22 protein-coding genes, 1 tRNA gene and 2 pseudogenes are annotated in these 24768 nt (G+C 70.4%); 15 read left to right on the top strand and 10 right to left on the bottom strand.

Annotation, left to right across the window (positions count from 1 at the left end; translation table 11 throughout):
- Both JHAT_RS35400 and JHAT_RS21955 read right to left on the bottom strand, forming a co-directional pair.
- A pseudogene (locus tag JHAT_RS35400) lies at window positions 1-1595 on the bottom strand (hypothetical protein); the annotation flags it as partial.
- A 7-nt stretch (window positions 1596-1602) separates the two neighbouring features.
- Window positions 1603-2604, bottom strand: coding sequence for an SMI1/KNR4 family protein (locus tag JHAT_RS21955; protein WP_077799962.1), 1002 nt, complete (start codon window positions 2602-2604; stop codon window positions 1603-1605).
- A 260-nt stretch (window positions 2605-2864) separates the two neighbouring features.
- Here JHAT_RS21955 and JHAT_RS21960 point away from each other — a divergent pair, with 260 nt between their 5' ends.
- Complete coding sequence (locus JHAT_RS21960; RefSeq protein ID WP_077799963.1) at window positions 2865-3392, top strand: YwqJ-related putative deaminase; 528 nt, start codon at window positions 2865-2867, stop codon at window positions 3390-3392.
- Window positions 3393-3454: 62 nt separating this feature from the next.
- Window positions 3455-3955 (top strand): SUKH-3 domain-containing protein, encoded by a 501-nt coding sequence (locus JHAT_RS21965; RefSeq protein WP_077799964.1) that lies wholly within the window; start codon window positions 3455-3457, stop codon window positions 3953-3955.
- Window positions 3956-3965: 10 nt separating this feature from the next.
- Here JHAT_RS21965 and JHAT_RS21970 read toward each other — a convergent pair whose 3' ends face one another.
- Window positions 3966-5285, bottom strand: coding sequence for a sensor histidine kinase (locus tag JHAT_RS21970; protein WP_077799965.1), 1320 nt, complete (start codon window positions 5283-5285; stop codon window positions 3966-3968).
- 135 nt (window positions 5286-5420) lie between these two features.
- On the opposite strand from JHAT_RS21970, the gene JHAT_RS21975 reads away from it, so the two are divergent.
- The 7 genes from JHAT_RS21975 (at window position 5421) to JHAT_RS22005 (ending at window position 11121) form a co-directional block, all read left to right on the top strand.
- On the top strand, window positions 5421-6287 hold the full coding sequence (locus JHAT_RS21975) for a hypothetical protein (RefSeq protein ID WP_077799966.1): 867 nt from the start codon (window positions 5421-5423) through the stop codon (window positions 6285-6287).
- Window positions 6288-6295: 8 nt separating this feature from the next.
- Window positions 6296-6368: transfer RNA gene (locus tag JHAT_RS21980), tRNA-Gln, on the top strand.
- Window positions 6369-6493: 125 nt separating this feature from the next.
- Window positions 6494-7942, top strand: a complete 1449-nt coding sequence (glmU, locus tag JHAT_RS21985) for a bifunctional UDP-N-acetylglucosamine diphosphorylase/glucosamine-1-phosphate N-acetyltransferase GlmU (protein ID WP_077799967.1) — start codon at window positions 6494-6496, stop codon at window positions 7940-7942.
- A gap of 133 nt (window positions 7943-8075) precedes the next feature.
- Entirely contained in the window at window positions 8076-9050 is a 975-nt protein-coding gene (locus JHAT_RS21990; protein WP_077799968.1) for a ribose-phosphate diphosphokinase, read from the top strand.
- Window positions 9051-9250: 200 nt separating this feature from the next.
- Window positions 9251-9847: a 50S ribosomal protein L25/general stress protein Ctc gene (locus JHAT_RS21995; protein ID WP_077799969.1), complete on the top strand. Its 597-nt coding sequence runs from the start codon at window positions 9251-9253 to the stop codon at window positions 9845-9847.
- 91 nt (window positions 9848-9938) lie between these two features.
- Window positions 9939-10541 (top strand): aminoacyl-tRNA hydrolase, encoded by a 603-nt coding sequence (pth, locus tag JHAT_RS22000; protein WP_077799970.1) that lies wholly within the window; start codon window positions 9939-9941, stop codon window positions 10539-10541.
- A 52-nt stretch (window positions 10542-10593) separates the two neighbouring features.
- Entirely contained in the window at window positions 10594-11121 is a 528-nt protein-coding gene (locus tag JHAT_RS22005) for a hypothetical protein (protein ID WP_077799971.1), read from the top strand.
- A 69-nt stretch (window positions 11122-11190) separates the two neighbouring features.
- Here JHAT_RS22005 and ppc read toward each other — a convergent pair whose 3' ends face one another.
- Entirely contained in the window at window positions 11191-13932 is a 2742-nt protein-coding gene (ppc, locus tag JHAT_RS22010; protein WP_077799972.1) for a phosphoenolpyruvate carboxylase, read from the bottom strand.
- Window positions 13933-14235: 303 nt separating this feature from the next.
- Between ppc and JHAT_RS22015 the strand changes: the two genes are divergently transcribed.
- Both JHAT_RS22015 and JHAT_RS22020 read left to right on the top strand, forming a co-directional pair.
- Complete coding sequence (locus JHAT_RS22015; RefSeq protein WP_077799973.1) at window positions 14236-15237, top strand: fatty acid desaturase; 1002 nt, start codon at window positions 14236-14238, stop codon at window positions 15235-15237.
- On the top strand, window positions 15234-15908 hold the full coding sequence (locus JHAT_RS22020; protein WP_077799974.1) for a TetR/AcrR family transcriptional regulator: 675 nt from the start codon (window positions 15234-15236) through the stop codon (window positions 15906-15908). Before JHAT_RS22015 ends, JHAT_RS22020 begins: the two co-directional genes overlap by 4 nt.
- 129 nt (window positions 15909-16037) lie before the next feature.
- Here JHAT_RS22020 and JHAT_RS22025 read toward each other — a convergent pair whose 3' ends face one another.
- Together JHAT_RS22025 and JHAT_RS22030 are read right to left on the bottom strand one after the other, a co-directional pair.
- Window positions 16038-16421, bottom strand: coding sequence for a VOC family protein (locus tag JHAT_RS22025; RefSeq protein ID WP_077799975.1), 384 nt, complete (start codon window positions 16419-16421; stop codon window positions 16038-16040).
- On the bottom strand, window positions 16421-17233 hold the full coding sequence (locus JHAT_RS22030; RefSeq protein ID WP_077799976.1) for a trans-aconitate 2-methyltransferase: 813 nt from the start codon (window positions 17231-17233) through the stop codon (window positions 16421-16423). The genes JHAT_RS22025 and JHAT_RS22030 overlap by 1 nt, the downstream gene beginning before the upstream one ends.
- 118 nt (window positions 17234-17351) lie before the next feature.
- Between JHAT_RS22030 and tamR the strand changes: the two genes are divergently transcribed.
- Window positions 17352-17849 (top strand): MarR family transcriptional regulator TamR, encoded by a 498-nt coding sequence (gene tamR, locus JHAT_RS22035; RefSeq protein ID WP_077799977.1) that lies wholly within the window; start codon window positions 17352-17354, stop codon window positions 17847-17849.
- On the opposite strand, the gene JHAT_RS22040 is transcribed toward tamR, so the two are convergent.
- A complete protein-coding gene (locus JHAT_RS22040; protein ID WP_077799978.1) occupies window positions 17808-18575 on the bottom strand; it encodes a response regulator transcription factor in 768 nt (255 codons plus the stop codon). The genes tamR and JHAT_RS22040 overlap by 42 nt on opposite strands.
- Before the next feature lie 290 nt (window positions 18576-18865).
- Here JHAT_RS22040 and JHAT_RS22045 point away from each other — a divergent pair, with 290 nt between their 5' ends.
- Entirely contained in the window at window positions 18866-19321 is a 456-nt protein-coding gene (locus JHAT_RS22045) for an N-acetyltransferase (RefSeq protein ID WP_077799979.1), read from the top strand.
- Here JHAT_RS22045 and galK read toward each other — a convergent pair.
- Genes galK through galT form a run of 3 tightly spaced genes read right to left on the bottom strand, consistent with a single transcriptional unit; the run spans window position 19305 to window position 22542 of the window.
- Window positions 19305-20477, bottom strand: a complete 1173-nt coding sequence (gene galK, locus JHAT_RS22050; protein ID WP_077799980.1) for a galactokinase — start codon at window positions 20475-20477, stop codon at window positions 19305-19307. The genes JHAT_RS22045 and galK overlap by 17 nt on opposite strands.
- 44 nt (window positions 20478-20521) lie before the next feature.
- Window positions 20522-21484, bottom strand: coding sequence for a UDP-glucose 4-epimerase GalE (gene galE, locus JHAT_RS22055; protein ID WP_077799981.1), 963 nt, complete (start codon window positions 21482-21484; stop codon window positions 20522-20524).
- Complete coding sequence (gene galT, locus JHAT_RS22060) at window positions 21481-22542, bottom strand: galactose-1-phosphate uridylyltransferase (RefSeq protein WP_077799982.1); 1062 nt, start codon at window positions 22540-22542, stop codon at window positions 21481-21483. The genes galE and galT overlap by 4 nt, the downstream gene beginning before the upstream one ends.
- A 178-nt stretch (window positions 22543-22720) precedes the next feature.
- On the opposite strand from galT, the pseudogene JHAT_RS22065 reads away from it, so the two are divergent.
- A pseudogene (locus JHAT_RS22065) lies at window positions 22721-24399 on the top strand (sodium:solute symporter family protein).
- A gap of 21 nt (window positions 24400-24420) precedes the next feature.
- Window positions 24421-24729: a hypothetical protein gene (locus JHAT_RS22070; RefSeq protein ID WP_077799983.1), complete on the top strand. Its 309-nt coding sequence runs from the start codon at window positions 24421-24423 to the stop codon at window positions 24727-24729.
- Window positions 24730-24768 lie beyond the last annotated feature (39 nt).

Below are 24768 nucleotides of genomic sequence, written 5' to 3' on the forward strand. Positions count from 1 at the left end.
GGCTGCGGCGGACCGGACACGCCCGGCGCGGACGCGGGCGGCGGCGGAGGCACACCGGGGCCGCCCACCGGAGGCGCGGCCAGCACCGTCTCCGCGTGGTGCACGGCACCGCGCCCGCCGCCCGAAGAACCCTGCGCACCGGAAGCACCCGCGGATCCGGGCGCACCCGGAGCGGCGGGAGGCGGCGGCGTACCGGGACCACCACCGGCACCCGGGACACCGGGCGCACCCGGGACACCCGGCGCACCAGGCGGCGCGGGAGGCAGGGGCACCCCGCCACCGCCCGTACCACCCGGACCGGCCAGCATCGTCGCGGCGTGGTGCACCCCGTCCGAGGACCCACCGGGAACGCTCGGCGGAGGCGGCGTACCCGGACCGGCCGGGCCCTCGGGACCGAGCGACGACACCATCTGCGTCGGCACATAACCCCCCGCAGGCGCGGCAGGCGGCGGCGTACTCCCCGACCGCCCGCCCGGCACACCCGGAGCACCCGGCGGAGGCGGCGTGGTCGAACCCCCACCACGCCGCGGAGGAGCCGCCTTGCTGGTCGCGGCGTCGGCGATGTCCCCGGCGTTCGGCGCGAGCGGCCGGGCCGGCGTACTCGGACCGGCCTGCGGCAGCGGCACCCCCGCGGGCGGCGTGCCCGGCGCCGGAGCGGGAGGCGCGGCAGGCGCGGCAGGCGCGGGAGGCGCGGCAGGCGCGGGAGGCGCGGCAGGCGCGGGAGGCGGCGGCGTCCCCGCACCCGCGGACGTCACCGGCGCGTTCGGGGCGTCGACCGCCGGCGCGAGCGCCGTCGGCGGAAGCTGACTGCCACCCGACATCAGCGCCGTCTTGGCATCCGGCGTCACCGAGGGCGGCGGCACGTCGTCCACACCGCTCAACGGCGGCGCGAACACCGTCTCGGGCAACGGCACGGAACGGTCCTCACCGGCATCCGCGGTGGTGTCCGTCCCCGCCCAGGGCGTCGCCCCGGCAGGCGCACCCGACGCCCCCGACACGCCACCACCGGCCCCCGAGGCGTCCCCGCCCTCCCCACCGGCACCGGCAGCGGCAGCGGCAGCAGGCCACTGCGCACCACTGCCCCCGGCAGCAGGAGCGGACGACACGGAAGACCCGGCCGACGGCGCCCCGTCCTCCGTCCCGGCAAGCGCCCCCGCACCCTCACCGGAGCCACCCCCCGCCGCACCGTCACCGGCGTCCCGCTCACCCCGCCGGTCCGGAACACCCAGCCGGTCCGCCGCCTCCTGCAACCACTCCGGCGGCGTCAACAGGAACGACGTCTGATTCAGATCCACCCGCTCCGCAGGAGCGGCCACCGGCTCGTCCACCCCCTCCGGACGCCCGTACTCCTCCTCATAGCGGCGGATCACCTCCCCCACCGCCAACGCCGGCCACAGCGTCGCCTCACCACTGTCCCGCGCGATCACCAACCGCTGCGCACCACCGTCCGAACGCGGCCCGTCCGCACGGTCCTCGGCCCACACCACGAACCCGAGCCCGAACTCCCGCACCCGCACCTCACGATGCTGGTACGCCGGCAGGTCACCGTTGACCCACTCCTCCGCGCGCTCCTGCGCCTGCGCGAACGTCACCATCGCCAGCTCACTCCCCTACCGGCGCCGAAGACGCCGACGCCACGGGCACCGCACGCGCGAAACCACCGTCCACCATCAGGTTCGCCACCGTCTCCAACTCCGGCGGCGACCCCGCCAACCGCGACAGGAACGCGTCGAAATCCTCACCGCACGGCAACAGCAACCGCTCCACCCGCTCCGCCGACGACCACGACGGATCCACGTCCCGCGCATCGTCGTACGAGCAGAACCACACCGAACCGATCCGCTCGCCCTTCACCTTCACCGCCAGCAGACCCCCCTGGACGAACGCGACGCCCAGATAGTCCTTCGTCAGGTGATCCCGCAGACACTTGTTGACATAGACCAGATCGTTGACCGCCGCCTCCTCACGCACCGTGAAGAACGGCTGGTCCACCAACAACCCCAGCTCCGCGTCCAACGCCGTACCCACCGGCGCACACCCACCCGCCGCCTTCAAGAACGACCGGTACGCACCCGGCAACCGGTACCCGAGATCCTCCTCGACCCCCTGCACCTGCTGCTCCGTCACCGCCACACCCGACTTCGGCAACCCGAAATGCGCCGGACGCGTCTCCTGCAACGGCCGCGTCCCCCGCTTCGACTGATCCACCGCAGCCGTCGCGACACCACCGTGATGCCGCAGCAACGCCTTCACCTCGACCGGCACCAGCTCCATGCGCCGCGACCCGACCACGTGATGCCACGTCCAACCGTGCGGCGTCGCCACCGCCGGCACCGTGTCCCACAACTCGTGCCCCGACGCCGACAACGCCGCGTTCGCCGACACGTAGTCCGTCAACCGCAACTCGTCGACCCCGAACCCCTCCGGCGGCTCCGCGATCTCCGCCACCGCACGGGCATACGGCGAGAAAACGGGATAACCCCGCTCATCCACCCGCACCCCTCTCGGGTGACGGGCCGCCCGCACCGGATCCGGGAAATGCACGACCTGCCCGGCGTAGGCCGCGTTCGGCGGCGCGATCTGCCCGAGCCGACCTGTCGTCATGGCGGTAGCCCCCTGCGGCGTCTGTCCGTCTGCACTGTCTTCCATCACCGCACGCGAACGCGGTGCCGACAGCCTATGCGGTACACCGACACCGGTCACCGGCCCCGCACACCCACCCCACCCCCGCCCGTGACCAGCCGTCACCCCCTCGTGACGGACCGCCCACCCCCGGGCGTATCACCCCGCCCCAGCTTCCGCACACGCCACCACATTTGGCACCCTGTGACCTCCGGGGGGATGCACACGAGGGGAACACGACCATGAGCGCCACGCAGACGGAACCACACACCGACAGGCCCGACGGCCCCCGGACCGGCGACCCCCGCATCGGCTGGAGCGCCGCCGAACCCTCCCACGCCCCCACCCTGCGCCACCGCCGCGACGGCATACTCCCCACCGTCGCCGCCGCCCTCTCCGTCCGCGGCACCACCCTCACCGGCACCCCCACCCGCGCCGACACACCCCCCGCCCTGCACCACCTCGTCCAGGACTTCCTCGACACCCTCACCAGCGGGCAACGCGACCGCTTCACCGGCCGCTGCGCCGAAACCATCCTCATCTCCCGGCACCTCACCACCGCCGACGCCGCACGCAGCAAACGCGCCGCCCGCAGACCCATGACCAACGGCGAAGCCCGCAAAGCACTCAAACACGCCAAACTCACCACCCGCCGCATCCGCGAAGACGGCGACCCCCTCCACGGCAGCTTCGCCACCCCCTGCCGCGCCTGCACCGCCCTCAGCGCCCACTTCGGCGTCCGCATCGTCGACCCCACCACCGACGACTGACCCACCACCCCACCCCACACCCCGCCGACACCGACACCGACACCGACACCGACCAAAGGCACATGCACGCCGACCGCGCCTCCACCACCCGCTTCCCCGTCCCCGTCGACGCCGCCCTGCGCGACGCCGGCTGGCAACCCGGACGCTGGGACATCAAACAAGCCGAGATCTGGGCCGACACCCTCCGCGCACACACCTCACCCGCAGGACACCGCCACACCGTCTTCCCCGCCGCCGTCGAAGCCTGGGCCGAATTCGGCGGCCTCCACATCACCCCCACCGGCCCCGGCCGCCACATCGCCCCCACCCCCCTCCACCTCGACCCCCTCCACGGCCTCCACATGGCCCGCACCCTCGGCGACCTCGGCCGCGCCCTCGACACCCAGACCTGCCCCCTCGGCACCGAAACCGACACCCAGGCCCTCATCGCCATCGACACCGAAGGCCGCGTCTACGCCCTCGACCACACCGGCGACTGGTACCTCGGCCCCGACATCGACCACGCCCTCGCCACCCTCGTCACCGGCACCCGACCCACCCGCCTCACCACCACCCCCGGCTGACCCACCCCCACTACGACGCCGGAATCACCGCCGACACCCGAAAACCCCCCGCCTCCGTCGGCCCCGACACGAACACACCCCCCAGAGCGGACACCCGCTCCTTCATCCCCACCAGACCATTACCACCCGACGGCAACCGCACCGACGACACCGACGACGCCTCCGGCGGCGCCTCGTTCTCCACCTGCATCGCGATCTCCGACACCCGATGCGCAAGCCGCACGTACGTCTTCGCACCCGCCGCATGCTTGTGCACGTTCGTCAACGCCTCCTGCACCACCCGAAACGCCGTCGACTCCACCTCCGGCGCATACGACCGCACCTCCCCCTCCACCGACAACGCCACCACCATCCCCGCCGCCGCCGACTGCCCGACCAACTCCTCCAACTCCGACAGGCACGGCCCCTCCGCAGAACGCCCACCGTCCCCCACCGCCCGCGAAGCAGCCGCCGCCGCAGCCACCCCCACCGCCGCCAACGGCACCGCCGCCCGCTCCGCACGCCCCCCGTCCCCACCGGCGCGCAACACCCCGAGCATCTCCCGCAACTCCGTCAACGCCTGCCGCCCCATGTCCCCCACCAGCGCGGCATTCTTCACCGCCTTCTCCGGATCCTTCCGCGCCACCGCCTGCAACGCCGCAGCGTGCACCACCATCAGACTCACCCGATGCGCCACCACGTCATGCATCTCCCGCGCGATCCGCGTCCGCTCCTCACCACGCGCCCACTCCGCACGCTCCTCCGCCCGCTCCGCGAGCAACTGCAACTCCCGCTCCAGACTGTCCGCACGCTCCCGCAGACTCTCCATCAACCGCCGCCGCGCCCCCACATACAGACCCAGCAGCACCGGCGGAGCCGTCACCCCCAACGACGTGGCGATCGCCGCGAACGGAATGAACCAGTCACCGATCTCCAGATCCCCGTGCGCCATGTCCTGCCGCACCCGCACGAACGTGACGACCAACGTCCCCAGCAACGACATACCGGCCAACGACCCGATGATCCGCCGCGGCAACTCGGACGCCGCCAACGTGTACAGGCCGACGACGCCCAACAGAAAACCCATCTCCGCCGGCGTCACGGCGATCGCCACCAACACCACCGCCACGGGCCACACCCGCCGCACCACCAGCACGGAACCGGCCAACAACCCGAAGACGACCCCCACCGCCCACGGAACCCCGGCGTCCCTCGCGAACGGAACCCCCTCCGCCGCACACTCCAACGCGGACACCACGGCAAGGCCCACATCGAGCACCGCGCCGCGCCGCCTGTCCCACCACCAAGGCCCACCCCGGGCCGGTACGTGGTCTTCCCCCGTCGTGGTCATGCCCTCCAGCCTACGGGCGCCGGGCGACCCGTTTCCGGTGACTTTTGCCGAGCGATACGTCGCGATATCCCTCGAACTGGTGAACTCTCCGCCGACCAGCACCGGAGCCGACCGTTCCGGCCGGACGGTATGCCCATGGCACTTTCACGGAACAAGTACGCGGACTTCGAGGGACTGCGGGAGCGGGCGGTCGCGCTGCGGCGCGAGGGGCTCAGCCGACGCCAGATCCGCGACCGCCTGCACGTCGACAACAACGACATCCTCAACCGCCTCCTGGAGGGCGAACCGCCTCCCGAGTGGACGAAGCGCCCGAACGCGAAGGACGACCTGAGGGAGCGGGCCCGGGAGCTACGGCTTCAGGGCTGGACGTACGACCAGATCCAGGTGGAGCTGGGATGCAGCAAGAGTTCCATCTCGCTCTGGGTGCGGGACCTTCCCAAGCCGGAGCGACGGGAGCCGTCGGAGCAGGCGAAGCTTGCGGCACGGAAGCGGTGGGAGCACGAGTTGGCAGTGCGCGATGCCGTACGCAAGCAGACCAAGACGGCGGCACTGCAGGAGATCGGCCGCATGACCGAACGGGAGCTCTTCCTCCTCGGCGTGGGGCTCTACTGGGCGGAGGGGGCGAAGGACAAGATCTACAGCCGCCGCGAGTACGTCCTTTTCGTCAACAGCGATCCGGACATGATCAAAGTGTTCATCGCCTGGCTCGAGCTGCTCAAAGTAGAACGCGAGCGCCTGCGCTTCCGTGTGATGATCCACGAGAACGCCGATGTGGCGGCCGCCGAACAGTACTGGGCGGCCCTCGTGGGCACGGACACCACGCGCTTCGGGAAGACGACGCTCAAGAAACACAACCCCAGGACGGTCCGCAAGAACGTGGGTGACCACTACCGTGGCTGCCTGGTCATCGGTGTCGTGCAGAGCGCTGATCTGTACCGACGGATCGAGGGCTGGTGGAACGGGATCGTTCTCGGCAGCGCGTCGGCCTCAGGTATGGTCTGACGCAGCCATCCGCCATGGGGTAACTGGTAGCCCGCGGGCCTTTGAAGCCCTGTAGTGCTGGTTCGAATCCAGCTGGCGGAGCTGCTCGGTTCGGGTCCTGACCGTCGGTGAAAGCCGCCGTCAGGGCCCGCACTCATGTCCCCCACGAACCGCCCCGGTATCCTGCGGATGTCCACCCCCACCCCCTCAAAGCCGAAGGGCATCCCGTGAGCGCCATTCGCCCGGCAGCCGTCGTCGTTCTCGCAGCGGGTGAGGGCACCCGTATGAAGTCGGCCACACCCAAGGTCCTGCACGAGCTGTGCGGACGTTCCCTCGTCGGGCACGTGCTCGCCGCGGCCGGTGAGCTGGAGCCCGAGAACCTGGTCGTCGTCGTGGGTCACGCCCGCGAGAAGGTCACCGCGCACCTCGCCGAGGTCGCGCCCGATGTCCGTACCGCCGTGCAGGAGCAGCAGAAGGGCACCGGGCACGCCGTCCGGATGGGGCTGGAGGCCCTCGGCGGTGCCGTGGACGGCACGGTCGTGGTCGTCTGCGGTGACACTCCGCTGCTGACCGGCGAGACGCTGCGGGCCCTCGCCGCCACCCACTCCGCCGACGGCAACGCGGTCACCGTGCTGACGGCCGAGGTGCCGGACGCGACGGGGTACGGCCGGATCGTGCGGGACGGGGCCTCCGGTGCCGTCACCGCGATCGTGGAGCACAAGGACGCCTCCGAGTCGCAGCGGGCGATCCGTGAGATCAACTCGGGTGTCTTCGCCTTCGACGGGCAGCTGCTCGCGGACGCGCTGGGGAAGGTGCGGACGGACAACAGTCAGGGCGAGGAGTACCTCACCGACGTCCTCGGCATCCTGCGCGAGGCCGGGCACCGCGTCGGTGCCTCCGTGGCCGGGGACCACCGGGAGATCGCGGGGATCAACAACCGGGTGCAGCTGGCCGAGGCCCGCCGGATCCTCAACGACCGGTTGCTGACGCGCGCCATGCTGGCCGGTGTGACGGTCGTGGACCCGGCGACCACGTGGGTCGACGTGACGGTGACCTTCGAGCAGGACGTCATCGTCCACCCGGGTACGCAGCTGCACGGCAGCACGCATCTCGCCGAGGGTGCGGAGGTGGGTCCGAATTCGCGGCTCACGGATACGCGTGTGGGTGCGGGTGCGCGGGTGGACAACACCGTTTCGTTGGGTGCGGTGGTGGGTCCTGAGGCGACGGTGGGTCCGTATGCGTATTTGCGTCCGGGTACGCGGTTGGGGCTGAAGGCGAAGATCGGTACGTACGTGGAGACGAAGAACTCCTCGATCGGTGAGGGGACGAAGGTTCCGCACCTGTCGTACGTGGGTGACGCGACGATCGGTGAGTACACCAACATCGGTGCGGCGAGTGTGTTCGTGAACTACGACGGGGAGAGCAAGCACCACACGACGGTGGGTTCGCACTGCAAGACGGGTTCGGACAACATGTTTGTGGCTCCTGTCACGGTCGGGGACGGTGCTTATACGGCTGCCGGCTCGGTGATCACGAAGGATGTGCCGCCTGGTTCGTTGGCCGTGGCCCGTGGTCAGCAGCGGAATATCGAGGGTTGGGTGGCTCGTAAGCGTCCGGGGAGCGCGGCGGCGAAGGCGGCCGAGGCGGTGTCCCGGGAGTCCGGTGGCGAGGGCTGACCGGAAACCGGTGCGTCGAACACGGCGTACCGTGATAAGTGCACATCCGCACCCCACCAGCTGAGACGCCTCCGGCACCCAGCCGGACGAGCCTGAAGAGGCTCAGCTGCGAAACCTCTGAGGAGAAAGTGCTGTGACCGGGATCAAGACGACCGGCGTGAAGAAGATGATGTTCTTCTCCGGCCGCGCCCACCCCGAGCTTGCCGAGGAGATCGCCCACGAGCTGGGTGTCGGGGTCGTCCCGACGAAAGCCTTCGACTTCGCGAACGGTGAGATCTACGTCCGTTATCAGGAGTCGGCGCGTGGTGCGGACTGCTTTCTGATCCAGAGCCACACGGCTCCGATCAACAAGTGGGTCATGGAGCAGTTGATCATGATCGATGCGTTGAAGCGTGCGTCGGCTCGCTCCATCACGGTCATCGTGCCGTTCTACGGTTACGCGCGGCAGGACAAGAAGCACCGGGGGCGTGAACCGATTTCGGCGCGTCTGATCGCGGATCTGATGAAGACCGCGGGTGCGGACCGGATTCTGGCGGTGGATCTGCACACGGACCAGATCCAGGGTTTCTTCGACGGTCCGGTGGATCATCTGTTCGCGCTGCCGCTGCTGGCGGACTACGTGGGTGCGAAGGTGGATCGTTCGAAGCTGACGGTGGTGTCTCCGGACGCGGGCCGGGTGCGGGTGGCGGACCGTTGGTGCGACCGTCTGGGTGCGCCGCTGGCGATCGTGCACAAGCGTCGTGACAAGGACGTGGCGAACCAGGTCACGGTGCACGAGGTGGTCGGTGATGTGAAGGGCCGGATCTGTGTCCTGGTCGACGACATGATCGACACCGGTGGCACGATCTGTGCGGCGGCGGACGCGCTGTTCGCGCACGGTGCGGAGGACGTCATCGTGACGGCGACGCACGGTGTGCTGTCGGGTCCGGCGGCGGACCGGTTGAAGAATTCGAAGGTGAGTGAGTTCGTGTTCACGAACACGCTGCCGACGCCGAGCGAGCTGGAGCTGGACAAGATCACGGTGCTGTCGATCGCGCCGACGATCGCGCGTGCGGTGCGTGAGGTGTTCGAGGACGGTTCGGTGACGAGCCTGTTCGACGAGCAGTAGGGGTTCGCCTGGGGGTTCCCTGGGGTTCTTGAGATCGTTTTGGGTGCGGCCTCCCTGTCCGAGTAGACTTCTGGAGTTGCTCGGCGAGGGAGGCCGTACTCGTGTTCGCGGGTGTGGTTGTCCGTTATCGACGCGCTCTTCGTAGCAGGCCGTTCGTGGCCGGGTGACCACGTCCGTTTCTACCTCTACGAGGAGTGATCATGTCCGAGGTGAAGCTCGCCGCCGAGACGCGCAACGAGTTCGGTAAGGGTGCCGCGCGTCGTATCCGTCGTGACAACAAGGTTCCGGGTGTTCTGTACGGTCACGGTTCGGACCCGGTGCACCTGACGCTTCCGGGTCACGAGCTGCTGCTGGCGCTGCGTACGCCGAACGTGCTGATCGCGCTGGACATCGACGGCAAGACGAACGAGCTGGCGATTCCGAAGTCGGTGCAGCGTGACCCGATCAAGGGTTTCCTGGAGCACGTGGACCTGCAGCTGGTGAAGCGCGGTGAGACGGTGACCGTCGAGATCCCGGTGCAGACCGAGGGTGAGCTGGCTCCGGGTGGCAACCTGCTGGAGCACGTGCTGACCGCGCTGCCGGTCGAGGCCGAGGCGACGCACATTCCGGAGAGCGTGAGCGTCTCCGTGGAGGGTCTGGAGGCGGGTGCCTCGGTTCTGGCCAAGGACATCGCGCTGCCGTCGGGTGTGAAGCTGGCGGTCGAGGACGACGCCGTGGTGCTGCAGGTTCTGGCCGCTCAGGCCGAGGAGCCCGCTGCCGAGGGTGAGGGTGAGGGCGAAGAGGCCGCTGAGGCCTGATCGTCTTCCGAGGGTTTTTCCGGTCGGCCGCTGTTCCCTTGCGGGGCAGCGGCCGACGTGTATGTGTGGACGGACGGGCGGTTGAGGAGGCATGGACGTGACGGCGGACGTGGGTGCGCCCTGGCTGGTGGCTGGTCTGGGTAATCCGGGCCCCGAGTATGCGGGGAATCGGCACAACGTCGGTTTCATGGTGGTGGATCTGCTGGCGGAGCGGATCGGGGCGCGGTTCAAGCGGCACGGCAAGGCGCAGGCTCAGGTGGTGGAGGGGCGGATCGGTCCGCCCGGGCCGGCGAACCGGCGGGTGGTCCTGGCGAAGCCGATGTCGTTCATGAACGTGTCGGGCGGTCCGGTGACGGTGCTGCGGGACTTCTACAAGGTGCCGGTCGGCAACATCGTGGCGGTGCACGACGAGCTGGACATCGACTACGGCGTGCTGCGGCTGAAGCTGGGCGGCGGGGACAACGGGCACAACGGGCTGAAGTCGATCACGAGGTCGTTGGGTGCGGACTACCACCGGGTGCGGTTCGGGATCGGCCGGCCGCCGGGGCGGATGCCGGTGGCGGATTTCGTGCTGAAGGATTTCTCGTCGGCGGAGCGCAAGGAGCTGGACTACTTCGTGGACCGTGCGGCGGACGCGGTGGAGTGTCTGGTGATCGAGGGGCTGGAGCGGGCGCAGAGCACGTACAACTCATGACGTGTCCGTGTGTGCCACCCGGGTGAGTTGACCGTCCGCATAGGTATGGCCAATGATCCCGGCCATGCCTGCCTCAGTCACTGCCGCTGCCGCTCGTCCCCGTCAGGTCGTCTCGCGTGCTTCGCGTGCCGTGCTGCGGTTCGGCCGGGTAGTGGTGATGGGCGTGGTGACGGGGTTGATCCTGATCGCCGGGGTGTGGGCGTCGTGGGGGACGGCGCAGCACGTGATGCTGACCAAGGGGCGTGAGCGGGGCACGGTCGAGGTGGCGCGGTGCGGGGGCGGTTCGTGCAGTGGGCCGTATGTGCCGGTGTCGGCGGGGTCGCGGGCGCGGGAGCGGGTCGTGTTCGAGGATTCGGTGGCCGTGTCGGCGGGGCGGACGTACGCGGTGGTGGTGAAGCCGGGGGGTGACGACGTGGTGCGTTCGGGTCCGGCGGGGGTGTTGTACGCGTGGGTGCCGCTGGGGGGTGCGTTGCTGTTGGCGTCGGTGGTGGTGGCGGGTGGGTTGCGTCGGACGCGGGTGGCGTGGGTGCTGGCCGGGTCGGGGGTGGCGTTGTTGACGGCGGCGTTCGTGGCGGTGTGAGGCGGATGGGGTGGTGCCCCCGTGCTCGTGGTGAGCGCGGGGGCACCGTTGTGTGGGGGTGGTGGGGTGTCAGCCGGTGTTGCGCAGGCCGGCGGCGACGCCGTTGACGGTGAGGAGCAGGGCTCGGGCGAGCAGGGGGTCGACTTCTTCGCCGGCGGCGGCTGCTTCGCGCTGGCGGTTGAGGAGGGCGACCTGGAGGTAGGAGATGGGGTCGAGGTAGGCGTCGCGGATGGCGAACGTCTGCTTGAGGACGGGGTCGGCGTCGAGGAGTTCGTTCTCGCCGGTGACCTTGAGGATCTCGGTGACGGTGAGTTCGTGCTCGGCCTTGATGGAGTCGAAGACGTGCTTGAGTTCGTCGGGGACGAGGGTGTCGACGTAGTGCTGGGCGATGCGCAGGTCGGTCTTGGCGAGGGTCATCTCGACGTTGGAGATGAAGTTGCGGAAGAAGTGCCACTGCTGGTGCATCTCGTCCAGGACGGTGTCGAGGCCGGCTTCGCGCAGGGCCTTGAGGCCTGAGCCGACGCCGTACCAGCCGGGGACGATCTGCCGGGACTGGGTCCAGCCGAAGACCCAGGGGATGGCGCGCAGTCCGTCGAGGGAGACGCCGGAGCCGGGGCGGCGGGAGGGTCGTGAGCCCAGGTGCAGGTCGGCGAGCTGGTCGACGGGTGTGGAGGCCAGGAAGTACGTGGGCAGGTCGGGGTCTTCGACCAGCTTGCGGTAGGCCTGGTGGGCGGCTTCGGAGACGACGTCCATGGCGGCGTCCCAGCGGGCGAGGGCCTCGTCGGACTGGCGGGGTGCGGTGTGCAGGGCGGAGGCCTGGAGGGTGGCGGCGACCGTCAGTTCCAGGTTCTCGCGGGCCAGGGACGGGATGAGGTACTTGTCGGAGATGACCTCGCCCTGTTCGGTGACCTTGATCTCGCCTTCGAGGGTGCCCCAGGGCTGGGCGAGGATGGCGTCGTGGGTGGGGCCGCCGCCGCGGCCGACGGTGCCGCCGCGGCCGTGGAAGAGGCGCAGGCGGACGCCGTAGCGGTGGGCGACGTCGCGCAGGCGGCGCTGGGCGCGGTGGATCTCCCACTGGCTGGTGGTGATGCCGCCGAACTTGGAGGAGTCGGAGTAGCCGAGCATGACCTCCTGGACGTCGCCGCGCAGGGCGACCAGGCGCCGGTAGGAGGGGTCGGCGAGGAGGTCCTCGAGGATGGTGTCGGCGGCCTTGAGTTCGTCGGTGGTCTCCAGGAGGGGGACGATGCCGATCTTGGCCCAGCCGGCGTGCAGGTCGATGAGGCCGGCTTCGCGGGCGAGGACGGTGGCGGCGAAGACGTCGTCGGCGCCCTGGCACATGGAGATGATGTAGGACTCGATGACCTCGGGGCCGAAGACCTCCAGGGCGCGGCGCACGGTCTGGAAGACGCCGAGGGTCTTCTCGCCGGCGGCGTCGACGGGGGCGGGGGTGGGGGCGAGCGGCCTGCGGGAGCGCAGTTCCTTGGCGAGGAGCTTGGTGCGGTACTCGCGGGGCATGTCGGCGTAGCGCCAGGATTCCTCGCCGAGGCGGTCGAAGAGCTGGCCGAGGGCGTGGTGGTGGGCGTCGGCGTGTTCGCGGACGTCCATGGTGGCGAGCTGGAGGCCGAAGGCGGCCAGGGTGCGGATGGTGCGGGCGAGTCGGCCGTCGGCGAAGAGGCCGCCGCGGTGTTCGCGCAGGGAGGTCTGGAGGATGCGCAGGTCGGCGAGGAGTTCGGCGGTGCCGAGGTAGTCGCGGCCGTCCTCGTGGGGGGTGCCCTTGGCGAGGCGCTGCTTGGTGTTCTCCAGCTTCTGGCGGATGCAGGTGGCCTTGAGCCGGTAGGGCTCTTCGGCGTTGAGGCGCTTGTAGCGGGGGCTGATCTCGGGGAGCTTGTCGAGGTCGGTCCGCAGGGAGGTGAGGAGTTCTTCGGTGGCTCCGGTGTAGCGGATGGAGTTGGACAGGAAGCCGCGCAGTTCGTCGATCATCTCCAGGGCGTCGTTGATGCCGTGTTCGTGCTGGAGGATGAGGATGTCCCAGGTGACCTGGGGGGTGACGTTGGGGTTTCCGTCGCGGTCGCCGCCGATCCAGGTGCCGAAGGTGAGGGGGCGGGTGTCGTCGGGGAGCTTGACTCCGGCGCGTTCGAGTTCGGCGGTCAGGTCCTCGAGGACGTCGCCGACGGCGCCGGCGTGGAGTTCGTCGAGGTAGTAGATGGCGTTGCGGGCCTCGTCGGCGGGTTCGGGGCGGACGACGCGCAGTTCGTCGGTCTGCCAGACGAGGTCGATGTTCTCGGCGAGGCGGGTGTCGAGGCGGCGCCGGTCGGACTCGATGACGGGGGTTTCGAGGAGGGCGGCGATGCGGCGCAGCTTGTTGAGGACGGAGCGGCGGGCGGCCTCGGTGGGGTGTGCGGTGAAGACGGGGCGCACGTTGAGGTTGCGGACCGTTTCGCGCAGGTGTTCGGGGTCGGCGTCCTTGAGGCGGTCGGCCGTCCGGGCGAGCAGTCCGCCTTCGGCGGCGCGGCGGGCGCGCAGTTCGCGGCCGCGGTGGACCTGTTCGGTGACGTTGGCGAGGTGGAAGTAGGTGGAGAAGGCGCGGACCAGCTTGGCGGCGGTCTGCAGTTCGGTGCCGCGCAGCAGTTCCGCCGCGGCTTCGCCGTCCTCTCGGGTCAGGCGGCGTACCTTCTCGACGAGGTCCAGCAGTTCGGGACCTTCCTGCCTCACGAGGGTCTCTCCGAGGAGGTCACCCAGTCGGCGGATGTCGGCCCTCAGTTCGGCGCTGGTGGTCGCCTGGGACACAGTCTGGTCGTCGGCACTGCTCACAGGTGCGGCTCCTTGCAGTGTTGAAGCTCGTCTGGGAGGGAACCCGGACGGCGTCTCGCGCGGCGGGCGCCGCTTACGGGGCTGGACGTCCGGGAAGAAAACTGAGCGGACCGCGCTGTCCGACCGCTCTCCAGGATAGGTGTCGGGCCGGACGCGCAGGTTCTCGGGCTCTTGCCGCGCGGTGACGCACTGCCATACTTACGTGGCCGTAGGTTACGGAACCGTAGGAAGCCGTGCGTGGTTTCCGTGGCGTGTTTCCGCGGCCCGGCGACGGCCACGACCCTCGACCCCCAGAGGACGCGCATGACCACGAGTTCCGATGTGATCCCCGACGCTGCGAAGGCTCCTGGCGAAGGCTCCGCCACCCTCGGTGGCGAGCAGAAGCGGTCGATCGAGCAGATCACCCTCCTGCTGTTCATCACGGTCCCGTTCCTGGCGCTGGTGGCGGCGGTGCCGCTGGCGTGGGGGTGGGGTGTGAGCTGGCTGGACCTGGGTCTGCTGGTGTTCTTCTACTTCCTGGGCTGCCACGGCATCACGATCGGGTTCCACCGTCACTTCACCCATGGTTCGTTCAAGGCGAAGCGGCCGTTGAAGATCGCATTGGCGATCGCGGGTTCGATGGCGGTCGAGGGGCCGTTGGTCCGCTGGGTGGCCGACCACCGCAAGCACCACAAGTTCTCGGACGCCGAGGGCGACCCGCATTCGCCGTGGCGGTACGGCGAGACGGTTCCGGCCCTGATCAAGGGCCTGTGGTGGGCACACATCGCGTGGATGTTCGACGAGGAGCAGACCCCGCAGGACAAGTACGCGCCGGATCTGATCAAGGACCCGGCGCTGCGTGCGATCTCCCGCCAGTTCGTCCTGTGGACGGCGGTGTCGCTGGCGCTGCCGGCGCTGATCGGCGGGCTGGTCACGATGTCCTGGTGGGGTGCGTTCACCGGGTTCTTCTGGGGTTCACTCGTCCGGGTGGCGCTGCTGCACCACGTGACGTGGTCGATCAACTCGATCTGCCACGCGGTGGGCAAGCGGCCGTTCAAGTCGCGGGACCGTTCGGGCAACGTGTGGTGGCTGGCGATCCTGTCCTGCGGCGAGTCCTGGCACAACCTGCACCACGCCGATCCGACGTCGGCGCGGCACGGGGTGATGCGCGGGCAGCTGGACTCGTCCGCCCGTCTGATCCGCTGGTTCGAGCGGCTGGGGTGGGCGTACGACGTGCGGTGGCCGTCACGCTCGCGTATCGATTCGCGTCGCAACACGGACCAAGGAGGCTCCCGCCGCCGGAAGGAGACCGCCGAGGCGGCATGATGGTCGCTGTGGCGACCGACTCCAGCACTCCCAGCAATGACAAGCCGCGGCGTGCGCGCCGTACCCGGATGACCGGTGCCGAGCGTCGCCAGCAACTGCTGGAGATCGGTCGCACCCTCTTCGCCGCGAAGGGCTTCGAGGGCACGTCGGTGGAGGAGATCGCGGCGAAGGCCGGGGTGTCCAAGCCGGTGGTGTACGAGCACTTCGGCGGCAAGGAGGGCCTGTACGCGGTGGTGGTGGACCGCGAGATGCGGCGGCTGCTGGACATGGTGACCAGTTCCCTGACCGCCGGCCATCCGCGTGAGCTGTGCGAGCAGGCGGCGTTCGCGCTGCTGGACTACATCGAGGAGTACACGGACGGTTTCCGCATCCTGGTCCGCGACTCCCCCATCCCGCAGTCGACGGGTTCCTTCGCCTCGTTGATCTCCGACATCGCCACCCAGGTGGAGGACATCCTGGGCCGCGAGTTCAAGAACCGCGGCTTCGACGCCAAGCTGGCCCCGCTGTACGCGCAGGCGCTGGTCGGCATGGTGGCGCTGACCGGTCAGTGGTGGCTGGACGTGCGCCGTCCGAAGAAGGCGGAGGTGGCGGCGCACCTGGTGAACCTGGCGTGGCACGGCCTGGACGGGCTGGAGCCGAAGCCGCGGCTGATCGGGCACCGGAGGAGCTGAATCCGGGCCGTCCGGGCTGCGCGGCCGTCCGGTTGTGCGGGACGGTGCGCGCATGATCGAGACGGTTGTCGACGAGGCCGCTCCTCGGGTGATCGAGGATCCGGAGAGCGCCCTGGCCGCCGCCGGTGGTCATGCGCGTGGTGCGGGCACCGCGGCCGACGGTTCCAGGAACTCCAGTCGGTTGCCCACCGGGTCCTCGGAGTAGAAGCGTCTGTGGCCCGGGAGGTCGGCGTCCCAGGTGACCGGGGCGCCGTGGGCGGCCAGGCGGGCGGCGTACGCCTCGATGCCGGTCACCCTCAGGCCGGGGTGGGCTTTCCTCGCGGGCCGGAAGTCGTGCTCGAGGCCCAGGTGGAGCCGTACGTCCCCGGCCTCGAACCAGCAGCCGCCGCGTGCCGCCAGGGCGGCCGGCTTCGGTGTCTCGGTCATGCCGAGGACATCCACGTAGTACGCGCGCAGCCGTTCCTCGGAGCCGGGCGGTGCGGCGAGCTGCACATGGTCGACGGCGGTGAGCATCACGCCTCCCTGACGGCGACGGCGAAGACGCGGCGGAACGGGAAGGGGGTGCCGTGGGGGCCCGCCGGGTAGGCCTCGCGCAGGGCGGTGCGGTACTCCTCGACGAACGCGTCCCGGGCCCGCGGGTCGTCGGCGAGGGCGGTCAGGACGGGGCGCAGGCCGGTGCCCTCGACCCAGTCGAGGACGGGGTCGTCCCCGGTCAGCAGGTGCAGGTACGTCGTCTCCCAGACGTCCGCCGTGCAGCCGAGGCCGGTCAGCCTCTCCAGGTAGGCCTCGGGGGTGTGCACGGCGTCGCCGTGGCGCAGGGTGCCGGCGAGGCGGTCGCGCCAGCGCGGTGAGCCGGCGAGGTCGCGCATCAGGCGGTGGCTGGGGGCGTCGAAGTTGCCGGGGACCTGGAAGGCGAAGGTGCCGCCGGGCTCGAGGGCGGCGATCCAGTCGGCGAAGCGTTCGGCGTGCCCGGGGACCCACTGGAGGGTGGCGTTGCTGACGATCAGGTCGTGCGGTTCGGCCGGGGTCCAGGTGCGGGCGTCGGCGCGGGCGAAGCCGAGGTGGCCGCCGCCCGGGGTGGGGCCGGCGTGTTCCCGGGCCCGTGCGAGCATCTCGGCGGAGTTGTCGTAGCCGGTGACGCGGGCGGTGGGCCAGCGGTCGGTGAGCAGGGTGGTGACGTTGCCGGGGCCGCAGCCGAGGTCGGCGACGCGGGGGCGGGCGGTGGGGAGCTCGGGGATCCGGGCGAGGAGGTCGGTGAAGGGGCGGGCGCGGTGGTCCGCGTGGCGCAGGTACTGGGCGGGGTCCCAGTCGGGGGCGACGGGCATGGTGCCTCCAGGGGTGGCCGTGCGGGGCGGGTGCCCAGCATCACTCCACAGCTCTCTCGACGTCAAGATGGTTGACATCAAGAGACTTCACGTCGACACAACCACTACACTGATCGTCATGGAGGACGAGGTCGATCGGCTGGTCGCAGCGTGGCGCCGGGAGCGCCCGGACCTCGACGTGGAACCGCTCGAGGTGCTGAGCCGGGTGAGCAGGCTCGCCCGGCACCTGGACCGCGCACGCCGGCTGGCCTTCTCCGAGCACCAGCTGGAGCCGTGGGAGTTCGACGTCCTGACGGCGCTGCGCCGCGCGGGCACCCCGTACCAGCTCTCGCCGGGCCAGCTGCTCACCCAGACCCTGGTCACCTCCGGCACGATGACCAACCGCATCGACCGCCTCGCCAAGAAGGGCCTGGTGGAGCGCCTGCCCGACCCCAGTGACCGGCGCGGTGTGCTGGTCCGCCTCACGGAGGAGGGCCGGGACCGCGCCGACCAGGCCCTCGCCGGGCTCCTGGAGCAGGAGCGGGCGATCCTGGCCGAGCTCTCCCGCGCCCAGCGCAGTGAACTGGCCGCGCTGCTACGCCAGCTGACCGCCCCGTTCGACAACATTCCCGGTTAGGTCGACGGGCCCCACCCCGGCCCTGCGCGCCAGTGCGACGGCGGCGAGGGTGGAGTGGACGCCCAGCTTGCCCAGCACGTTCTGCATGTGGGTGCGCACCGTGTGCGGGGACAGGTACAGCCGCTCGGCGACCGCCTTGCGGCCGAGGCCGGCGACCATGCAGCGCAGCACCTCCCGCTCGCGCGGGGTCAGCGACTCCACCAGCCGTTCGCCCTCGGTGCGGTGCTTGCGGGCGGCGGTCAGCTCCCGCAGGACGCCGGTGAGCAGCGCGGGCGGCAGATGCGTCTCGCCGCGCAGCACCCCCCGGATGACGCTGAGCAGCCGCGACAGGGAACAGTCCTTGGCGACCCACCCGCAGGCGCCGGCGCCCAGCGCCAGGGCGGCCCGCCGGGGGTCGTCCTTCTCGGCGAGGACGACGATCCGCACCCCGGGCTGCGCCGACCGCACCCCGGCGACCAGCGAGATGCCGTCCACCAGCCCCTCCTCGTCGCCGTCGCGCACGGGCACGGCCGCCCGGGCGCCGGGCACGTGGCCGCCCAGGTCGGCGTCGACGAGCAGCACGTCGAAGCGCCGCCCCTCGGCCGCGGCGCGGTCCAGGCAGCGCAGCGCGGCCGGGCCGCTGCCGGCCGCCAGGACCTCGACGTCCGGCTCGGCGGCCAGGGCGGCCGCGAGCGACTCGGCGAAGATGCGGTGGTCGTCGACGACCAGGACTCGGATGCGCACCACGGAACCCCCTTCCCCAGCTCCCGAGGAGCGGGGGGATACGTCGCCAAAGGACGGCACCGGCGCGGGCACGGGACCCGAAGTCCCCGTGTGCGTCCTCGTGTTCGGCACCGGGGACGGGTCGCCGCAGCCGCACGGCCGCCGCCGTGCGTCACCACTACCCCCGTCCCGGGCCCCGTACCCGGCTGTCTCGCCCCCTGATCGGCACCGGCCCCCACCGGTGCTGTCCATCAGAGTACGGGCGGGCGTCGGGAGCGGAAGGCTCTTTGCAGAACTGACAGCCGGGCGCGTTTATGGTGAGCCGCATGTTTCGTCTTGTGACAGAAGTGGACAGAGCACGGCGCGATCTGCTGCGCACCCGCCTGCGCGCGACGAACACGGCCGCCTCCTCGGTCCTGCGTTCCCTGCGCGGCACCCCTCACGAACGCGAATTCCCCCTGCACGTCTGGGCCCTGGACGACGGGGGCGGCCTCGCGGGCGGACTGGTCGGGCACACCTGGGCGACCTGGCTCCACGTCACCTACCTGTGGGTGGACGGCCGGTGCCGGGGCGCCGGGCTGGGCACCGCGCTGCTGGGCGAGGCGGAACGGGCGGCCCGCGACGAACGGGGCTGCGCGGCGGCCCGCGTGGAGACCTGGGACTTCCAGGCACCGGACTTCTACCGCGGGCGGGGCTACGAGGTGGTGTGCACGATCCCCGACTATCCGCCGGGGATCACCGAGTACACCTTGGTCAAGCGGCTGGGCTGAGCCGCCGCGCACCCGCCGAGGGCACCGCCTCGAAGACCCGGGGGGCGGTGAAGCCGGCCGTTGCGAAGGCCTCCTCGACCGCCTTGGTGACGTCGTCCACGTCCGCCGCCTCGACCAGCACGATCGCCGAGCCGCCGAAGCCGCCGCCGGTCATCCGCGCGCCCAGGGCGCCGGCCCCGAGGGCCGTGTCGACGACCAGGTCCAGCTCCGGGCAGGAGATGCGGAAGTCGTCCCGCAGGGAGGCGTGGCCCTCGACGAGGACCGGGCCGATGGCGCGGGTGTCGCCGGACTCCAGCAGCGCCACCACCCGCTCCACGCGCTCGTCCTCGGTGACGACGTGGCGGACCAGGCGGCGCACCTCCTCCTCGTCGCCCAGCCGTTCGAGCGCCGCGTCCAGTTCCGCGTACGGGATATCCCGCAGCGCGTCGACGCCCAGCAGGGCGGCGCCCTTCTCGCAGCCGGCGCGGCGCTTGCCGTACTCGCCCTCGCTGTGGGAGTGCTTGACCTGCGTGTCGACGACGAGCAGGCGCATGCCCTCGGCGGCCAGGTCGAAGGGGATCTGGCGCTGGGAGAGGTCGCGGGTGTCGAGGAACAGGGCGTGGCCGGCCTCGCAGCACGCGGACGCCGTCTGGTCCATGATGCCGACCGGTGCGCCGACGTAGACGTTCTCGGCGCGCTGGCACAGGCGGGCCAGCTGCCAGCCGCGCAGCCCGAGGGCGTACAGGTCGTTCAGGGCCAGGGCGACGACGATCTCCAGGGCCGCCGACGAGGACAGGCCCGCGCCGGACGGGACCGTCGAGGCCAGGTGGACGTCGGCGCCGGTGATCTCGTGCCCGGCCTCGCGCAGCGCCCAGACGACGCCCGAGGGGTACGCCGTCCAGGACCGGTCCGTCTCGGGGGCCAGGTCGGCGACGCGCAGGTCGACGGGGGCGGCGTCGATGTCCGCCGAGTGCAGGCGCAGGACGCCGTCGTCGCGCCGGGAGACCGCGGCGACCGCGGTGTGCGGAAGGGCGAACGGCATGACGAAGCCGTCGTTGTAGTCGGTGTGTTCACCGATGAGGTTGACCCGGCCCGGTGCCGCCCACACCCCCTGCGGCTCCGCCCCGTACAGCTCGCGGAACCGCTCCCCGACCGTCTGTGCGACAGCCTCGCTCATGCCCTGACCCCTCGCCCTTCCGTACTTCTGCGCGTCCTGCAGGTCTACTTCGCGTGCCGCTGCGCGAACTCCCACGCGTCGGCGACGATTCCCGCGAGGTCCGCGCGGGACGGGTTCCAGCCCAGTTTCTCGCGGGCGGTGGCGGCCGACGCCACCAGGGTGGCCGGGTCGCCGCCCCGGCGGGGGGCCACGACCTCGGGGATCGGGTGGCCGGTGACCCGGCGGACGGTCTCGACGACCTCGCGGACGGAGAAGCCGTTGCCGTTGCCCAGGTTGCAGATCAGGTGCTCGCCGGGGACGGCCGCGTCCAGGGCGAGCAGGTGGGCCTCGGCCAGGTCGGCGACGTGGATGTAGTCGCGCACGCAGGTGCCGTCCGGCGTCGGGTAGTCGTCGCCGTAGACGGAGATCGCGTCGCGCCTGCCCTGCGCGACCTGGAGGACCAGCGGGATCAGGTGCGACTCGGGGTCGTGCCGCTCGCCGTACGCGCCGTAGGCGCCGGCGACGTTGAAGTAGCGCAGGGAGACCGCGCCCAGGCCGTGGGCCGCCGCCTCGCCGGTGATCATGTGGTCGACGGCGAGCTTGGAGGCGCCGTAGGGGTTGGTGGGCTTCGTCGGCGCGGTCTCGACGATCGGCACCTGGTCGGGCTCGCCGTAGGTGGCGGCCGTGGAGGAGAAGACGAGCCGGCGCACGCCCGCGCCGCGCATGGCCTCCAGCAGGGCCATGGTGCCGCCGACGTTGTTGTCCCAGTACTTCTCGGGCTTCACGACCGACTCGCCGACCTGCGAGAACGCGGCGAAGTGCAGCACACCGTCGTACGAGGCGTCCAGCCACTTGGCGGCGTCGCGGATGTCGCCCTCGACGAACGCGGCGCCCGCCGGGACGCCCTCCCTGAATCCGGTGGAGAGGTTGTCGAGGACGGTGACCTCGTGACCCGCCTCCAGCAGGTGCTGGGCGACCACGCTGCCGACATAGCCCGCGCCGCCCGTCACCAGGTACTTCCCACTCATGAACTCGCTACCTCTCGCAATCGCTCGGCCGCGCGCTCCGGGGGCACGTCGTTGATGAACACGTTCATGCCGGACTCGGAGCCCGCGAGGAACTTCAGCTTGCCGGACGTACGGCGAATCGTGAAAAGCTCCAGGTGCAGCGCGACGTCGTCCCGCGTCACCCCGTCGACGTCCTCCAGCTGTCCGAACGGCGCCTGGTGCCAGGCCGCGATGTACGGCGTCGGAGGCTCACCCTCCCCGAAGATCCGGTCGAAGCGCCTCAGCAGTTCCAGGTAGACCCGGGGGAACTCCGCGCGCGCCGCCTCGTCGAGGCCGAGCAGGTCGGGCACGCGCCGCTTGGGGTAGAGGTGCACCTCGTACGGCCAGTGCGCCGCGTACGGCACGAAGGCGACCCAGTGCTCGCCCTCCAGGACGACCCGCTCGCCGGCCAGCTCCCGCTCCACCACCGCGTCGAACAGGTTCTCCCCGCCGGTCGCCTCCTTGTGCGCGGCGAGCGAACGGAGCATCAGGGCGGTGCGGGGGGTGGTGAACGGGTAGGCGTAGATCTGCCCGTGCGGGTGGCCGAGCGTCACACCGATCTCGGCGCCGCGGTTCTCGAAGCAGAAGACCTGTTCGACGGAGGGCAGATGCGACAGCTCCGAGGTGCGGTCCGTCCAGGCGTCGAGGACGAGCCGGGCCTGTTCCTCGTCCAGGTCGGCGAACGAGGCGCCGTGGTCGGAGGTGAAGCAGACGACCTCGCAGCGGCCGGAGTCGCCGGCGAGCGAGGGGAAACGGTTCTCGAAGACCACCACGTCGTACGACGCGTCGGGGATCTCGCTCAGCCGGTCGCCCTCGGACGGGCACAGGGGGCACTCGTCGGCGGGCGGGTGGTAGGTGCGGCCCTGGCGGTGGGAGGCGATGGCGACCGAGTCGCCGAGCAGCGGGTCGCGGCGGATCTCGGAGGTGGTGACGGTCCGCTCCAGCGGACGCCGGTCCACGGCGTCGCGCACCCGGTCGTCGTGCAGGTCGTAGTAGATGAGCTCGCGACCGTCGGCCAGCCGGGTCGAGGTCTTCTTCACTGCCGCACTCCTCTACACCCACACCCAATCACCCAACACAATCAAACATAACACATCACAACCAACCAGAACCCCGATCATCACAATCAAACAAAGAACGCCATCGAAAGTGTTCAAAAGTTGAACCCGGAGGCGTAGGTTCCGCACCGGATCAGTTCGCGCAACGAAGCGAGTTCGTATGCATACCCCCACATATCTAGCCGCGGAGCTTCGCCTCCCCACCAACTGGCTCGACTACACGATCCTCGGGATCTACTTCGTCGTCGTCCTCGGCATCGGGTTCGCCGCCCGCCGCTCGGTCAGGACCAGCCTGGACTTCTTCCTGTCCGGCCGGTCCCTGGCCGCCTGGATCACCGGCCTCGCCTTCATCTCGGCCAACCTCGGTGCCACCGAGATCCTGGGCATGGCCGCCAACAGCGCGCAGTACGGCGTCTACACGACGCACTGGTACTGGATCGGCGCCATCCCGGCGATGGTCTTCCTCGGCCTGGTGATGATGCCGTTCTACTACGGCTCCAAGGTCCGCTCGGTCCCGGAGTTCCTCCTCCTGCGCTTCGACAAAGCGGCACACCTGCTGAGTTCGGTCCTGTTCGCCTTCGCCGCCGTCCTGATCGCCGGAGTGAACCTCTACGCCCTCGCGATCGTCGTCGAGGCGCTGCTCGGCTGGCCGGAATGGGTGGCCATCGTGGTCGCCGGTTTCTTCGTCCTGGCGTACATCACCCTCGGCGGACTCTCCTCGGCGATCTACAACGAGGTCCTCCAGTTCTTCGTGATCATGGCGGCGCTCATCCCGATCACCATCCTGGGCCTGAAGAAGGTCGGCGGCTGGGACGGCCTGTCCGACTCCCTCACCGCGTCGCACGGCGCCGACTTCATGACCTCGTGGGGCGGCACGGGCATCGGCAACGCGAACCCGCTGGGCGCCAACTGGCTGACCATCGTCCTCGGCCTCGGCTTCGTGCTCTCCTTCGGCTACTGGACGACGAACTTCGCCGAGGTGCAGCGCGCCCTGTCGGCGAAGAACCTCTCCGCGGCCCAGCGCACGCCGCTGATCGCCGCGTTCCCGAAGATCTTCATCGTCTTCCTGGTGATGATCCCGGGCCTGGTCGCCGCGGTCCTCGTCCCGAAGATCGGCACGCCCGGCTCGGACCTGCAGTACAACGACGCGATCCCGTACCTGATGCAGCAGCTGCTGCCCAACGGCGTCCTCGGCATCGCCGTGACCGGCCTGCTGGCCGCCTTCATGGCGGGCATGGCGGCGAACGTCTCCTCCTTCAACACGGTCTTCACCACCGACATCTGGGCGAAGTACGTGGTGAAGGACCGCGACGACGCGTACTACGTGCGCTTCGGCCGCCTGATCACGGTGATCGGCGTCCTGGCCTCGATCGGCACGGCCTTCCTGGCCTCGTCGTTCTCGAACATCATGAGCTACCTCCAGACGCTGTTCTCCTTCTTCAACGTGCCGATGTTCGTGGTCTTCATCATCGGCATGTTCTGGAAGCGGGCGTCGATGAAGTCCGGCTTCTGGGGCCTGATCGCGGGCACACCGCCGCGATGGTCAACTACTTCGTCATCTACAAGCAGGGCATCATCGACATCCCCTCCGACCAGGGCGCCAACTTCGTCTCCGCGATCGCCGGCTTCGTCGCCGGAGCGGTCGTCATGGTCGCCGTGTCCCTGTTCACCAAGCCCAAGCCGGTCGCCGAGCTCCAGGGCCTGGTCTACGGCACCCGCTCCCCGGGCATGGCGGAGGCGCCCGCCGAGGGCGACGACGCGTGGTACCGCAAGCCGGCGCTGCTGGGCTGGGGCGCGGTCGTGCTGGCCGCCGCCTGCTACATCCCGTTCTCGTTCTGATCGCGGGAGGATTGAGAGAACATGTCCGATTCCTACTCCGACAAGAACGTCCAGGACGAGGTCTCCGAGCTGGAGAGCAAGTCCGCGACCGCCGCGCGGCTGTTCGACATCCGGCGGATCATCGGCGGGCTGTTCGTGGTCTACGGCGTCATCGTGACGATCGCGGGCTTCGTGGCGTCCGACGACGACATCGACAAGGCCCAGGGGGTGAACATCAACCTGTGGACCGGGCTGGGGATGCTGGTGCTGGGCCTGTTCTTCCTGGCCTGGCTGAAGCTGCGCCCCATCGCTCCCCCGGCCCCGCCACTGGAGGAGGACGGCAAGGAGTGACGCCCGGGCACTGACGCCGGGCGACCGGCCCGGCGCCGC

This window comes from Streptomyces sp. JHA26 (assembly GCF_002005565.1).
In the GTDB taxonomy this organism is placed as follows: Bacteria; Actinomycetota; Actinomycetes; order Streptomycetales; family Streptomycetaceae; genus Streptomyces.